15 protein-coding genes are annotated in these 14,479 nt (G+C 34.3%); 12 read left to right on the top strand and 3 right to left on the bottom strand.

Going from position 1 to position 14,479, the window contains the following annotated elements:
* Positions 1-168 precede the first annotated feature (168 nt).
* The 6 genes from LRP83_RS18090 to dapF all read left to right on the top strand — a co-directional run bounded on the left by LRP83_RS18090 (position 169) and on the right by dapF (position 4,426).
* Positions 169-489 carry a DUF4870 domain-containing protein gene (locus LRP83_RS18090; RefSeq protein ID WP_230498110.1) on the top strand — a complete coding sequence of 107 codons (321 nt, stop codon included), beginning with the start codon at positions 169-171 and terminating at the stop codon, positions 487-489.
* 110 nt (positions 490-599) lie between these two features.
* The gene (locus LRP83_RS18085; protein WP_230498109.1) at positions 600-800 is read left to right on the top strand and encodes a PLD nuclease N-terminal domain-containing protein; all 201 of its coding nucleotides are present in this window, start codon (positions 600-602) and stop codon (positions 798-800) included.
* On the top strand, positions 800-1,708 hold the full coding sequence (locus LRP83_RS18080; protein WP_230498108.1) for an ABC transporter ATP-binding protein: 909 nt from the start codon (positions 800-802) through the stop codon (positions 1,706-1,708). Before LRP83_RS18085 ends, LRP83_RS18080 begins: the two co-directional genes overlap by 1 nt.
* Complete coding sequence (locus LRP83_RS18075) at positions 1,705-2,484, top strand: ABC transporter permease (RefSeq protein ID WP_230498107.1); 780 nt, start codon at positions 1,705-1,707, stop codon at positions 2,482-2,484. Before LRP83_RS18080 ends, LRP83_RS18075 begins: the two co-directional genes overlap by 4 nt.
* A 128-nt stretch (positions 2,485-2,612) precedes the next feature.
* The gene (locus LRP83_RS18070) at positions 2,613-3,362 is read left to right on the top strand and encodes a hypothetical protein (protein ID WP_230498106.1); all 750 of its coding nucleotides are present in this window, start codon (positions 2,613-2,615) and stop codon (positions 3,360-3,362) included.
* An 89-nt stretch (positions 3,363-3,451) separates the two neighbouring features.
* On the top strand, positions 3,452-4,426 hold the full coding sequence (gene dapF / locus LRP83_RS18065) for a diaminopimelate epimerase (RefSeq protein ID WP_230498105.1): 975 nt from the start codon (positions 3,452-3,454) through the stop codon (positions 4,424-4,426).
* 34 nt (positions 4,427-4,460) lie between these two features.
* Here dapF and LRP83_RS18060 read toward each other — a convergent pair whose 3' ends face one another.
* Positions 4,461-6,299: a DNA ligase D gene (locus LRP83_RS18060; RefSeq protein ID WP_230498104.1), complete on the bottom strand. Its 1,839-nt coding sequence runs from the start codon at positions 6,297-6,299 to the stop codon at positions 4,461-4,463.
* Between the two features lie 320 nt (positions 6,300-6,619).
* Between LRP83_RS18060 and ku the strand changes: the two genes are divergently transcribed.
* The 4 genes from ku (at position 6,620) to LRP83_RS18040 (ending at position 11,204) form a co-directional block, all read left to right on the top strand.
* Positions 6,620-7,516, top strand: coding sequence for a non-homologous end joining protein Ku (ku, locus tag LRP83_RS18055; RefSeq protein ID WP_230498155.1), 897 nt, complete (start codon positions 6,620-6,622; stop codon positions 7,514-7,516).
* A gap of 105 nt (positions 7,517-7,621) precedes the next feature.
* Positions 7,622-9,112: a glycerol kinase GlpK gene (glpK, locus tag LRP83_RS18050; protein ID WP_230498103.1), complete on the top strand. Its 1,491-nt coding sequence runs from the start codon at positions 7,622-7,624 to the stop codon at positions 9,110-9,112.
* A gap of 149 nt (positions 9,113-9,261) precedes the next feature.
* Positions 9,262-10,206, top strand: coding sequence for a nucleoside hydrolase (locus LRP83_RS18045; RefSeq protein WP_230498102.1), 945 nt, complete (start codon positions 9,262-9,264; stop codon positions 10,204-10,206).
* Positions 10,207-10,316: 110 nt separating this feature from the next.
* Positions 10,317-11,204 (top strand): NAD-dependent epimerase/dehydratase family protein, encoded by an 888-nt coding sequence (locus tag LRP83_RS18040; RefSeq protein ID WP_230498101.1) that lies wholly within the window; start codon positions 10,317-10,319, stop codon positions 11,202-11,204.
* 69 nt (positions 11,205-11,273) lie between these two features.
* Here LRP83_RS18040 and LRP83_RS18035 read toward each other — a convergent pair whose 3' ends face one another.
* On the bottom strand, positions 11,274-11,561 hold the full coding sequence (locus LRP83_RS18035) for a DUF6509 family protein (RefSeq protein ID WP_230498100.1): 288 nt from the start codon (positions 11,559-11,561) through the stop codon (positions 11,274-11,276).
* 193 nt (positions 11,562-11,754) lie between these two features.
* On the opposite strand from LRP83_RS18035, the gene LRP83_RS18030 reads away from it, so the two are divergent.
* Together LRP83_RS18030 and LRP83_RS18025 are read left to right on the top strand one after the other, a co-directional pair.
* Positions 11,755-13,524 (top strand): SulP family inorganic anion transporter, encoded by a 1,770-nt coding sequence (locus LRP83_RS18030; RefSeq protein WP_230498099.1) that lies wholly within the window; start codon positions 11,755-11,757, stop codon positions 13,522-13,524.
* Between the two features lie 14 nt (positions 13,525-13,538).
* On the top strand, positions 13,539-13,898 hold the full coding sequence (locus tag LRP83_RS18025) for an ArsR/SmtB family transcription factor (protein WP_230498098.1): 360 nt from the start codon (positions 13,539-13,541) through the stop codon (positions 13,896-13,898).
* 48 nt (positions 13,899-13,946) lie between these two features.
* Here the strand turns inward: LRP83_RS18025 and LRP83_RS18020 are convergent, their stop codons facing one another.
* Positions 13,947-14,375, bottom strand: a complete 429-nt coding sequence (locus LRP83_RS18020; RefSeq protein WP_230498097.1) for a VOC family protein — start codon at positions 14,373-14,375, stop codon at positions 13,947-13,949.
* Between the last annotated feature and the right edge of the window lie 104 nt (positions 14,376-14,479).

Below are 14,479 nucleotides of genomic sequence, written 5' to 3'. Positions count from 1 at the left end.
TAATCTGACAACTTGTCTAATAAATTGTATTCACAAAGGTCCAAACAAGAACAAATTTGTCATGGTGAAATAAGTAGGTAAAAAGATATATAAAATATGAAACTTTTATGAAATTTATGCGTAGTAATAATATGTATGGGGAAAAAACTGGTAAAGGAGGTGAATATAATGATAAGTAATGAAGACCGTCTAATAGCCGCTGCTATTTATGTCGTAAGCTTTTTTACAGCTTTAATTGGCCCACTAGTTATATGGGTAGTTAAGAAAAATGATTCGAATTTTATTGATTATCATGGGAGAGAATATTTGAACTTTTTTATTTCATACTGTATTTACTCGATTATTAGCTTTATATTAACCATTGTTTTCATTGGTTTTATCATGCTTGCGATCATTGGCGTTCTAGCATTTATATTTACAATTATTGCAGCTATTAAGGCGTACGAAGGCAAAGAATACCGTATTCCATTTGTTTTTAGGATACTATAATCTTGAAAATAACCATCTTCACAATATTGAGGAGATTTTTTTTGAGTGAATTGTACCTTTTTTTAAAAAAAATATTTTAATAGACGATAAAAAAATTGGGGGAGACGATTATGGAAATTATCGAGAATCTGAATTGGGCAATTATTGCTCCATTCTTTATTATTCAACTCATTTTACTGTTAGTAGCAATTATAGATTTAGTTAAAATTGAAAAAACGAACGGTCCTAAATGGCTTTGGGCTATCATCATTTTAGTTGTCAATATTATCGGACCCATTCTGTACTTTGTAATTGGAAGGAGAAATAATTAATGTCCATTATTAGTGTCAATGGATTAAGAAAGAGTTTTAACGGTTTAGAGATTATTAAGGGGATAGATTTCAGCTTACAGGAAGGAAACTGTATTGCGTTATTAGGACCAAATGGGGCTGGGAAAACGACTACACTTCGAATGCTTTCAGGATTGATGGAACCAACTACAGGAACCATCACATTTCGAAATGGAACAAAAGGGGAGGATATTCGAAAATACATCGGATATCTTCCACAATATCCTGTATTTTATGACTGGATGACCGGATTTGAATTTCTAATGTATGTCGGAGAATTAGGCGGTTTATCTAAAAAGAAATCCAAAGAAAAATCATTACAGTTATTAGAGTTAGTTGGAATAAGTGAAGCTAAAAACCGAAAAGTAGGAAAGTATTCAGGTGGGATGAAGCAGAGGCTTGGAATCGCACAGGCTATCATACATGATCCGCTTTTACTTATGTTAGATGAACCTGTATCTGCTCTCGATCCCTTTGGGAGAAGAGAAGTACTCGAGCTACTAGAGAAATTAAAAAAACAAATGACCATACTATTTTCTACTCACATCTTAAATGATGCAGAAGAGGTTTGTGATGAATTATTATTTTTACATAATGGCCAATTAGTAGAGTCAGGAACGCTTGAGAGTTTAAGAAATAGACATCAAAAGTCTAAAATTGATCTTGAATTTAAAGAGAAGCCAGAAAAGTATCTTAATTCAATCACAGAAAGTGGATTAATTAGTTCTATGAACGTGGAAGGAAATAAAGCCAGTATTACAGTAGTAAATTTAGATGAAGCGAAACAAACCATATTTCAACATGCTTCTACAAATAACTGGCCTCTTACAAAATTTGAGATTAGTCGGTTAACTTTAGAAGATTTGTTTATGGAGGTCGTACAAAAATGAGTCAATTTGTTGTGCTTTTAAAAAAAGAGTTACTCGAATCATGGCGGAATTTCAAATGGATTTGGATGCCATTAACGTTTATTCTACTTGGCGTAATGGATCCAATTACTCAGAATTATTTACCGAAAATACTAGACACTATGGGAGATTTACCAGAAGGGGCAGTCATACAATTACCTGTACCAAGTGCAGAAGAAGTGATTTCAATGAGCCTTGCAAATATTGATATGTTAGGGATACTAATTCTTGTCCTAGCCTCTATGGGGATTATAGCTGGAGAGCGTAAAAGTGGTGTAGCTGCCATGATATTAGTAAAACCAGTATCCCATCATTACTTTGTCATGTCAAAATGGCTATCATCCCTTTTGTTAATGTGGATATCCTTATTTTTAGGACTTCTAGCATCCTGGTATTATACGGGATTATTATTTGAGTTTATCCCTTTTTCAGATTTTCTTCTTTCGTTTGTTCTTTATGGCATTTGGCTTTCTTTAGTCATCACGATTACGATTTTTTATAATGCTTTTTTAAAGACACCTGGATTAGTAGGATTTATCTCTCTTGCTACTATTATTATCTTAAATATGGTTAGTGGTATTCTTACTGAATGGCTTGCATGGAGCCCAGCACGATTAATGAGTTATGCAAGTCAGTCACTTATGCAGGATGGATTACCTGAAAATACGATTGCTTCGATCGTCCTAACTGTTCTTATTATGATCGTTTTACTATTTACAAGCGTTTTTATTTTCCGTAAAAAAGAATTAGCTGTATAAAATGTAATGTGAAAGAGCAACTATATGGTTGTTCTTTTTCTATTTTTAATGATAATTTCTAGCTTTTTTATCATGAATGGTATTAAAAATTAATAGAATAGTATATCTCGTATTATTTTAAGGAGAAAATGATGGATATACAAAAAATATATTTAAGACAAGCCCAATTATTTCTAAATTCAAGTTTGTTTGCTCTTATTCCAGCTTCAGTATTTGTTATTTCAATAATAGTTGTTATTCCTGGTAAAAATTTTATGGTACTAGTATTACCGTTTCTAATTTATAGCCTTTTTTTGTTTCAAAATTATCTTCTGAATTATAAGAGATATCTTTCTTTATCTAATAAAATTGAGAAGGTAGCACCAAGTCTTCCTGACCTATTATCATGTCAGCAAGTATTATTATATTTTGATAAGGAGGAGAAAGCGCTTGTGTTTCTTCATCCAAATGGGGCTTTTTTAGGGATGTTAAGTGAAAAAAAACATAGTTTCTCAATCAATAAAGGAAACATGCTCCATCCAAAGGAGTTCGTTTTAATAGATTCTAATGAAAACATATTAGCCACTTATTGGAAAAGTGAAACAATCGATGTCCACAGGAGTGACAAGGGATATTTTGGGGGATTTTCTAACGGTTTTTTCAGTATGATAACAGGGGAAGAGATAGGGGAATTGAGAAGTAAAAAACTTTTTTTGGACGAACAAGTCAAAAATGGGCAAGGCGAGGTTCTATTACGTGTTAGGAAAGGTTGGATGCCAATAACAAATCAGAAAATTTTTTTGAATCCCAATACACCTTATGTAACCATCAATCCAGCCCTTTCTGATCCTGAAAAATTAATATTTATTTCCCTTCTTGTTAAAAAGTTTTTTAAATAATATTCTCCAAACTGTATACGGTTTATGATTGATAAATATGATAAAATATGTCAATCTAAAGGTACTATTTTGTTTGGGGGTTAATCGTGTTGCAAATTGAGATTTTGAAGGTTCATGGTTCAAATAATGATTTTATTTTAATAGATGAAATTACTCAGGAATATCACATTACAGAGGAACAAAGAAAAGAGTTAGCGCTTCTGTTATGTCACCGTGAAACAGGGATAGGTGCAGACGGAATTCTATTTACGATGAAAAGTGAACGAGCAGATGCACGTATGAGAGTATTTAATTCAGACGGATCTGAAGCTTCGATGTGCGGAAATGGTCTGCGTACAGTTGCTCGCTATGTTTGTGAGCAACTAGAAGTGGAAGCAGCCGTTATTGAAACGATGAAGGCAAATTTGTCTGTAAAGAAACAAGAAGACATTTTTCCAAAGGTGCATACGTATCAGGTAGAAATTTCTCCGGTATCTTTTCAACTTGCAGATTTACCACTTAACTTGAAAAAGGAGAACCTAATCAACGAAAAAATAGAACCATTATCCAATGAGTTACTTTTTACAGCTGTAGCAGTCCCTAATCCCCATTTAATTACAGTAGTGGAGGATTTAGAAGCGCAATTACCTGTACAAAAGAAACTGAGTGATTATGTTAATGGGCCCAATGATTTATTTCCAGATGGTGTGAATGTAAGCTTTGTTAAAGCAATTGAAAAGGGCCATATCTATGTACGCACTTACGAACGTGGAGTTGGTTTTACTAATGCCTGTGGTACCGCAATGTCAGCTTCAAGCTTAGTCACTTGTTTATTAGGTTTAAATGAAGTTGAAGATAAAATTCATGTCTATAATGATGGTGGAATGGTGAATTGTGTTGTTCATCAAAATGAACAATCTTACCAAATCGATTTAATTGGTAATGCAACAAATGTTTTTAAAGCGACGGTTACGATTGATGATCAATTGAAATCGTTCCAGATGACAAATAAACATACTTTTGAGGACGAAAACTACAACTACACAAAATTACAGCAATATGCACAGGAATATTTAAAAAAATAAAATTTAATGGCCATCTTTATTGATGGCCATTTATTTATCGTTTTTTATTTTGTTTTAAAAATTGAAGTACAGGTTCAAAGGGTTGATTCTCTTTTATTTTAAAATAATCTTGAAAAGGGGAACCGAGGCGTTTCACTCTTTCAACCATGTTTTGGATCGTGAATTGCTCGATTTTTAATTTTTCGTCAACTTCATCCCAGTATAAAGGGGCAGCGACCGAAGCCCATTCTCTCCCTCTTGCAGAATAGGGTGCAATAATGGTTTTCCCTTCTGCATGTTGAACATAGTCTATGTATAATCGATTTCCTCGATTTTTCTTTAATCGTTCAATGGTAAAGGACTCGGGCTCCTTAGATACTAAAAAATCAGCAATGAACGATGTAAATAAACGTGTATCATCATAGCTGAATTCATTTTCTGGTAGAGGAATATGTATTTGTAAACCTTTACTACCTGAAGTTTTTATGAACCCAGTTAATTTGAGCTGGTCAAGAATTTCTTTAATATAAATAGACGCTTTAATTGCTAATGGAAATTCATCTTTGGAAGGTGGATCTAAATCAAAGACGATTTCACTAGGACCGTTACTTTGTATTGTTTGAAAGGGAACATGTAATTCAATGGCTAATTGATTTCCTAACCATAAAAGTGTTTTTAGATTATTACAAAGGATATAATTTATATCCTCTACTTTAATTGTATTAACAAAATTTGGCGCATAATCGGGACAATTTTTTTGATAAAAGGGTTCGCCAAATAAACCGTGTGGATAACGGATAACGGTTAAGGTGCGATTCCTTACAAAAGGGAGCAAGTAAGGTGAGATTTCACGTAAATAAAAAAGATATTCCATTTTACTAATTAGTGGATTTTTCCATAACGGCTTATCTGGATGAGTGACTTCCACTCCTACAGGTATATTTTTTTGTTGAAAGTAAAATTTGTCATAGGTACAATCTTCAGGTGATAAATCAAATCTGAATTGATAAAAATGTGGCTCTCGAAGCTGCCCTTCATACCATTCTAAATATTTTATTTCTAAACAGATGCCAGGTGGTGCATATACAAATTTGTTATCCTCGGCCGTTTTGTTTTGTTTAACAATTTGCGCTAATGTCTGTTTTTCTTCGGGCTTAAACCCAAATAGTACTAACCCAATAGGATATATATCTTCCCCTTGATAGACCGCCACATGAAAGTAACCATTTTCTTTATCATACGCCGTCACAAAGCACGAGACCATTTTCCAATTCTTATATTTGATCCATGAAGTACTTCTTTTTCCTTCTTCCCAAATACTTGATACGTTTTTAGCAACTATTCCTTCCCCGTCGTAAAGAATAATTTGAGACCATAATTCATCGAAGTCTTGATAATAGTTTACTAACTGGATATTTTCGTCTGTTTCAGTGTTTGGCTTCAGGGGAAGTTGGAGCTTTGTAAATAGGTCGAATAATATATTTTTCCGATCCAAATATGACTTACTTGAAGTATCCTCTCCTTTAAAGGAGAGTAAATCAAAGACTAAAAATTTACTTGGCCTTTTTACATATTCTTCTTTAATTTTCTGCTCTGAACGCATTCTCCCTCTTACTTGAACAGCACCAAAATCAGATTTAAATTGATTTTCTAATATGACAATTTCTCCGTCTAAGATCAGTGGTAAATAAGGCGCAAGTTTATCTTTAATAGACAATATGAATTGTTGAATTTCTGGAAACTGGGGCAATAAAGTATTTTCATTACGACTCATTAGCGAAATTTCTGATTTAGTAATGAAACAAAAACAACGAAATCCATCAAATTTTGTTTCATAATACCAGCCGTTCCCTTTTGGAGGGTCGAATTGTAAAGTTGGAAGCATTGGTTTCATAGCGTTCTTTCCTTCCAAAATGATTATTATTAATTTGCCTTTAATGAACGGCAATTACTCATTTACCAAGGCTCTTTTCGTAAACTTATTGCTATTTATAAAAAAGTAAAAATCGGCATTTGGATTTTTACGGCTCTATTTCCAAAATTATTAAGTGTGGATTTTTTTTGAACAAGGAAAAGAGCACGAAATCCATATTTGATGCGTGAAAAAGACTGTGTTCGAAAAGCAACCATATTTGCGAAAACAACCTTTACCAATCATTTTTACGAATGAGTCAGCTTCATTTGCAAACATTAAAGATAAAGGATGGGATGATTATGCATACAATGTGGAAGGGTAGTATAAGCTTTGGGCTTGTAAATATTCCGATTAAACTTCATGCAGCAACTGAAGATAAAGACATAAAATTACGAACATTACACAAGGAGTGTCATTCTCCAATTAAATATGAAAAAATCTGCTCGTCATGCGATGTGGAAGTTAAACCTGAAGATATTGTAAAGGCATATGAATATACAAAAGGAAAATACGTTGTATTAGATGAGGAAGAATTAGAAAAGTTACGTAAAGAGAATGAAGATAAGGCCGTTGAAATAATCGATTTTGTTAAGATATCCGAGATTGACCCCATTTATTTTCAAAAAAGCTACTATATGTCTCCAAGTGAAGGTGGCGGAAAAGCCTATTCATTATTGAGAAAAGCATTACAAGAGTCAGAAAAGGTTGGCCTAGCTAAAATTATCATCCGAGCAAAGGAACAATTAGCCGTGATTCGTGTATATGAAAATACGCTTGTGATGGAAACTATCCATTATCCGGATGAAGTACGCCAAGCAGGAGATGTACCGAATGTTCCTAACGAAGACAAAGTAACAGAAAAAGAGCTGGCTACTGCGATTATGTTAATTGATCAATTAACCACTGAATTTGAGCCAACAAAATATACGGATGAATATCGAACTGCATTATTAGAATTAATTGAATCAAAGAGAACTGGGCAAGAAACGGTTACTGCAACTGAAAAAGCACCAGCTTCAAATGTTACAGATTTAATGGCAGCTTTACAGGCGTCTATTGACAGAACAAAACCAATACCAGCATTAAAACCAACAGCTAGTACAAAGCCATCAACCGCAAAAACGACCACTGCAAAGGCTGCTGTTGCCAAACCAAGAAAGAAAACGACTATGCCACGGATAAAAAAGGAAGCATAATTTTTAAACCGATTTCCATTTGGAAATCGGTTTAAAAGTTTTCAGAATATATCTCTAACTTGTGATATATTTTTTATAAGAAGAAGAAAGAAGAGAGGTTGACAAATGGGGAAATATATTTTATCAATCGATCAAGGTACAACCAGTTCAAGAGCGATCATCTTTAATCATGAAGGTCAATTAGTTCATTCATCGCAAAAAGAGTTTACGCAAATATTTCCGAATCCAGGTTGGGTTGAGCATAATGCGAATGAAATATGGGGCTCAGTTTTGTCAGTCATCGCTGCTTGTTTTTCGGAATCAGGTATCAAGCCGGAACAAATTGCTGGAATTGGTATTACAAATCAACGTGAAACAACTGTTGTATGGAATAAAGAAACCTCAGAGCCAGTCTACCATGCCATTGTTTGGCAATCTCGTCAAACAAGTGCAATCTGTGAAGAATTAAAAGCAAATGGCTATAATGATGTTTTTAGTGATAAAACAGGTTTATTAATCGATGCTTATTTTTCTGGTACAAAAGTAAAATGGATATTAGACCATGTAAAGGGTGCAAGAGAAAGGGCAGAAAAAGGTGAGCTTTTATTCGGCACGATCGATACTTGGCTTATATGGAAGCTCTCAGGTGGAAAAGTCCATATAACTGACTATTCTAATGCCTCACGAACACTTATGTTTAATATTCATGATTTAAAATGGGATGATGCGCTACTAGAGATTCTTACTGTTCCTAAAGCTATGTTACCAGATGTAAAACCGTCTTCTGAAGTATATGGATACACAGAAGAAAATCTTTTCTTTGGTCAAAAAATACCGATAGCAGGAGTAGCAGGAGACCAGCAGGCAGCCTTGTTTGGCCAAGCGTGTTTTCGGGAAGGGATGGCCAAAAATACATATGGCACAGGATGCTTCATGCTGATGAATACAGGAGATAAAGCAGTCCGTTCCGAGCAAGGGTTACTCACAACAATAGCTTGGGGGTTAAATGGTAAAGTAGAATATGCATTAGAAGGCAGCATTTTTGTTGCGGGCTCGGCAATTCAGTGGCTCAGAGACGGACTAAGGATGTTGAAGACGGCAAAGGATAGTGAAGTATATGCTTCTAAAGTAAATTCTACTGAAGGGGTATACATTGTTCCAGCATTTGTTGGATTGGGAACTCCTTATTGGGATAGTGAGGTTCGCGGAGCTGCGTTTGGATTAACACGCGGAACGTCAAAGGAACATTTTATTCGTGCTACACTTGAATCATTAGCCTATCAAACGAAAGACGTTTTATCGGCAATGGAATCTGATTCAGGAATACAATTAAAAACATTACGTGTAGATGGAGGGGCGGTTAGTAACAACTTTTTAATGTCCTTTCAATCGGATATTTTAAATGTCCCTGTGGAAAGACCGACAATTAAAGAAACTACAGCGCTGGGTGCAGCTTATTTAGCTGGTCTGGCTGTAGGATATTGGAAGGACCAAGAAGAAATATCAACTCAGTGGTCCATAGACCATACCTTTGAACCAACTATGAATGAACCTATGAGAGACGGTTTATACAATGGTTGGAAAAAGGCTGTGTTTGCAGCAATGGCATTTAAATAATGTTTAAACCACAAAATCATGATCAAGCTAATCATGATTTTTTTTTGCTGAAAAGAAAATATTAACACTTCTCATTAATTTGAATCAGAATCTTGAATAAGTATTACATAGAGAGATGAATAATTCCATTCCAAGGAGATGAATGTAAAGTGTATAACATTCTCATGTTTGTTGATTCTGGTGTAGATGACTCTTTAGCTTTAATGTATGCGTTATTAAATCCAAAACTAAACGTTGTTGGCGTCGTCAGTGGCTATGGAAATATATCAAAGGAACAATCTCTACATAATACAGCTTATTTATTAAAGTTAGCTGGTCGGGAGGATATCCCGATTATTGCTGGTGTTGCAGGTCCACTTTCTGGAGAACTGACACGTTATTATCCAGACATTCATGGAGAAAAAGGATTAGGTCCAATTCAACCACCAGCCGACTTTGAAGGATTAAAAGTGTATGATATTGATAAAATTATAGAAATTGTAAATCAATATAAAAATAATTTAATTATAGTCGGAGTAGGAAGGCAAACTGACCTTGCATTACCATTTATCGTATATGGAGCGAATGCTTTAAAAGATGTTGTGGCTTTTTATATAATGGGCGGCGCATTTCTAGTACCAGGAAATGTAACAGCTGAGGCGGAGGCCAATTTTTTTGCTGACCCGATTGCAGCAGATTTGGTTATTGAGAAGGGACATAATGTCTTTATACATCCATTAAATATTACAAATAGCGCATTAATAAAACCTGAGGATATTGACTTCTTAGCCAAGAACAGTCAATCTCCATTTAAAAATTTAATCAAGCCAGCTTTTGACTACTATTTTGATGCTTATAAGGAGTTAGTCCCAGGGATTCAAGGGGCACCGATTCATGATGTAGTCCCATTATTTGCTTTGACTAATCCTGGGGCTGTTCAATATTTGCCAAAACAAGTCCGAATTGAGCAATTTGGTCAATCCAGGGGGAAATCAATGGCCGATTTTCGTCCAAATCCTGAGGAAGTCGCGGAGAATAAAAAGGATTGGATTGGCATGAAAATAGATTTAAATCGGTTTAGGGAAGATTTTATTAGGACTTTTCAAGGCCGGTAAATAAGGAAAAACAGATTTATTGTTTCGACGAGAAATTTTTTTCATTTTTAAAGGACTTTAATTCAGAGATGGCGAAACTTAAAGGAGCGAAAATAAGGGGGAAAAACATTTTGAATCGAGTATTAATTTTAGGTGGGACAAAATATTTTGGAAAAAAACTAGTACAGCTTCTTTTAGATAAAGATATAGAAGTAACTATTGCAACTAGAGGAAAAGAAAAAGATGAATTTGGTAATAGGGTAAACCGCTTAATCATTGACCGTATGAGTCGAGAATCTCAAATTGAGGCGTTTAAAGATAAGAGCTGGGATGTTGTCTTTGATCAAACGTGTTATTCACCACAGGAAGTAAAGGACACAGTTGAAGCATTAAATGGTAATGTGAAACGTTATATTTTCACTTCAACACAAGCTGTATACGATTTTGGTTTAGACCATAAAGAAGAAGATTTTAATCCATATCATTTTCAATTTGAATATAAAACAAGAATGGAATATCCAGGTATATATGGATACCAAGAAGCAAAACGGGCAGCAGAAGCTGTGTTATTTGCTCAAGCGGATCTTGAAGTTGTTGCGGTTAGATTCCCAATGGTTGTAAGTAAAGATGATTATACGGAAAGACTTAAGTTTCATGTTGATAAAGTATTAAAAGGTGAACCAATCGGAATCCCTGATATGAAGGTTGGATTCAGCTTTATTCTGGCGGATGAAGCAGCACAGTTTTTATTTGGTATTGCTCAAAGCTCCTTTACTGGACCGATTAATCCAGGGTCAAAAGGAAGTATGTCATTAGAGGAAATCATTACAAAAATTGAAAGAGTAGCTGAAAAATCAGCGATTATTGAGAAGGAACTTACGAAAGAAAATGCATCACCATACGGTATGCCTGGTACCTTTGAAACGAATACAGAAAAGGCATTAAGTTTAGGCTTCAAATTTTCAGACTTGAATGAAATGATTGATGAATTGATTACTTATTATGTAAAGAATAAGTAAGAAAAAACGGCTCAACTAATAATTGGTTGAGCCGTTTTTTTTCAAAATAAAAGGGACAACAATGTCCCTTTATAGTAATTCGATTTCCTTTTCACACATTTCTTTGACTAAAACTTCTTCATCATCATCAAGACCAACTTCAATGAAGTTATTCGTATCCTTTTCGAAAATGTGATACTGAGCCACTCTTGAAGCATTTTCCTCTACTACATATAAAACCTTTAGTAATAATCCACCTTCATGATAAAGTTCATCTTCTTCATCGACTTCTAAATGAAAGAAAATTTCATATCGGTCTCCAGCTAAAATTCCAAATGGGTCTTCTAATTGTTCAATTGAATGTAAAGTGAGATTCATTGTATATTCCTTTCAAAAACAAATTGTTATAGGTATTATAGTCTATCCTACATCATACCTAAAATTAGTAACGATTTCAAATGTGTCTATTTAAAATCTTTTGTATTAAAACTGTAGACATAGGAGGAATTATCTTTTATACTCTGTATATTCAAAAATTCAAATATACAACAATTGAGAAGAAGGGTTAACATTGAGAAGAATTTTATTTAATGATTTCAGTCATTATTCATTCCAAAATTTTAAAAAGGATTTATTTTCTGGATTAATTGTGGGGATCATTGCCATTCCACTTGGTATGGCCTTTGCCATAGCTTCGGGAGTTAAACCTGAATATGGCATCTATACAACCATTATCGCTGGGATATTAATCTCTTTATTTGGAGGATCCAAATACCAAATTGGTGGTCCAACTGGTGCTTTCGTTCCCGTTTTGCTTGGAATTGTAATGACATATGGGTATGAGAATTTATTGCTTGCTGGCTTTATGGCAGGGGTCATGTTATTCCTTATGGGTGTATTTAAACTCGGTTCATTAATCAAATACATCCCTCGTCCTGTTACAATAGGATTTACAGCTGGAATTGCTGTTATTATTTTTACAGGACAAATTGCTAGTTTTTTAGGATTATCTGGAATCGAGAAACACGAGGATTTCATACTAAACATTAAAGAAATCGTTACTCACTTGAATACCATTAACATCTACAGTGTGATAGTTTCGATTATTTGTTTGATTTGTATTTTACTAACACCAAAATACTTTCCAAAAGTTCCGGGTCCGTTAATAGGCTTGATTGTTTCTAGTTTAATTGCTACCTTCCTTTTTCCTGACAAAGTAGCAACAATTGGATCGACTTATGGCCGTATACAAAGTGATTTACCAAGTTTTCATTTTCCTGACATTACATTGGATAAATTGCAGCAGTTACTTCGCCCTGCCTTCGTCATTGCTATTTTAGGAGGTATAGAATCGTTGCTTTCTGCTGTAGTCGCAGATGGAATGACTGGAAGCAAACATAACAGTAATAAAGAGCTTTTAGGGCAAGGAATTGCTAATATGGTAACTCCTTTATTTGGGGGTATACCTGCTACAGGGGCGATTGCAAGAACTGCGACCAATATTAAAAACGGTGCAACCTCTCCGATGTCCGGAATTATTCACGGTTTAGTCGTACTATTAATATTATTGCTTTTAGCACCATTTGCTTCAAATATTCCATTAGCAAGCATGGCTCCCGTTTTGATGATTGTTGCTTGGAATATGAGTGAAAGGAAACATTTTGCCCATGTCCTAAAGACTAGAACTAGTGATTCTATTATTCTTGCTATTACTTTTCTCTTAACTGTATTTACGAACCTAACATTGGCTGTTGAGGTGGGATTGGTATTATCAGCTATACTGTTTGTTAAGAGGATGAGTGACATCCATTCGGTTAGCAAAGTTTTACCTGATCCTTTAGTTAAAAATCATAAAGTGACTTCTAATGCTGTAAAAGAGGGACATGATTGTCCACAAATTAGTATTTTTACAGTGGAGGGAGCTCTATTTTTTGGCGCAGCACAGATGTTTGAAAATACCATTATGAGTACAATCAATCATCACCCAAAGGTATTAGTACTGAGGATGAGCAAAGTTCCTTACATGGATACAACAGGTGAATCCTATTTAAAGAGTATTGTTATTCATTTCCATAAGCAAAATGGTACAATATTGCTATCAGGTCTTCAGGAGCAACCTAAAAATACTCTGTTAAAAACTGGTCTGTATGAGGATATAGGAGAATCTAATATTTTCGAACATACTGGAGATGCCATTAATTACGCATTATCCAAACTTGAAACAAATAAATGTCTTGGTTGTAAGCATTTTGCTTTTCAAGAATGTACTAGATTATCAAGTGCACACCAGATTGTCAAAAATGATATGAATTCACTTTACAAGGTTAAGGTTAATTCCTAAGAAAGGAGAAAAGAATGAATTTAGAACTTCAACAATTTAAAGCTGATTTTTTCAAGGCGCTTGCTCATCCTTTACGAATAAGAATCCTCGAATTACTAGCTGAAGGGGATAAAAATGTAAATGAACTTCAAACCATTATAGGTTCAGAGGGCTCAGCTGTTTCGCAACAATTAAGTATTTTACGAAATAAGAATATTGTTTCTGGAACAAAAGATGGGAATCGCGTCACGTATACTCTTAGAGATTCGATGATCATTGATCTTTTAAGTATCGCAAAACAAATATTTAACAATCATCTAATTGATACGGCTTCCATGTTAGACAAGTTTAGTGATGACTTTTCTAAAGATATTGAAGAAAAAAGTAAAGTATAAAAGGAAAGGAGCACTTCTATAGAAATGCTCCTTTCCTTTTATGTCTTATTACATTGCAGATTCTCCCATGCCATAATTGAACTGCCACATAATTCCAAATTTATCTGTTACTTGTCCATATAACTTACTCCAGAAAGTTTCTTGAAGTTCCATTACAATTGTGCCGCCTTCTTGCAACTTACTGAACCAAGATTTCATTTCATCCATATCTGTACTAATTAATGCAAGAGTGATGTTGTTTCCTTGAACAAAAGGCATACCTGGGAAAACATCAGAAAACATTACATTACTACCGCTTATGTTAAGTCGTGTATGCATAACCAAGTTTTTAGCTTCCTCTGGAAGAGGATAATTTGGATCTTGTGGTGTTTCTCCAAAGGTCATAATTTGTGGTTTTTCTGTTCCAAATACCTCTGCGTAAAACTCTACTGCTTCTCGAGTGTTCCCATTAAAATTAAGATAAACATCAACTGCCATTTGTTTCACTCCTATGTAATAAAAATGCTAACCATTGGTAAATGATTAATATATTTATTATATCATTTACCAATTTTAATTAAAAATATTTCAAAATATATATA

Origin of the sequence: Pseudoneobacillus rhizosphaerae (genome assembly GCF_917563885.1) — a bacterium.
Classification (GTDB): domain Bacteria; phylum Bacillota; class Bacilli; order Bacillales; family Cytobacillaceae; genus Pseudoneobacillus; species Pseudoneobacillus rhizosphaerae.
The sequence above is the reverse complement of the archived record's forward strand: the minus strand, read 5'-3'. Positions and strand labels throughout refer to the sequence as shown.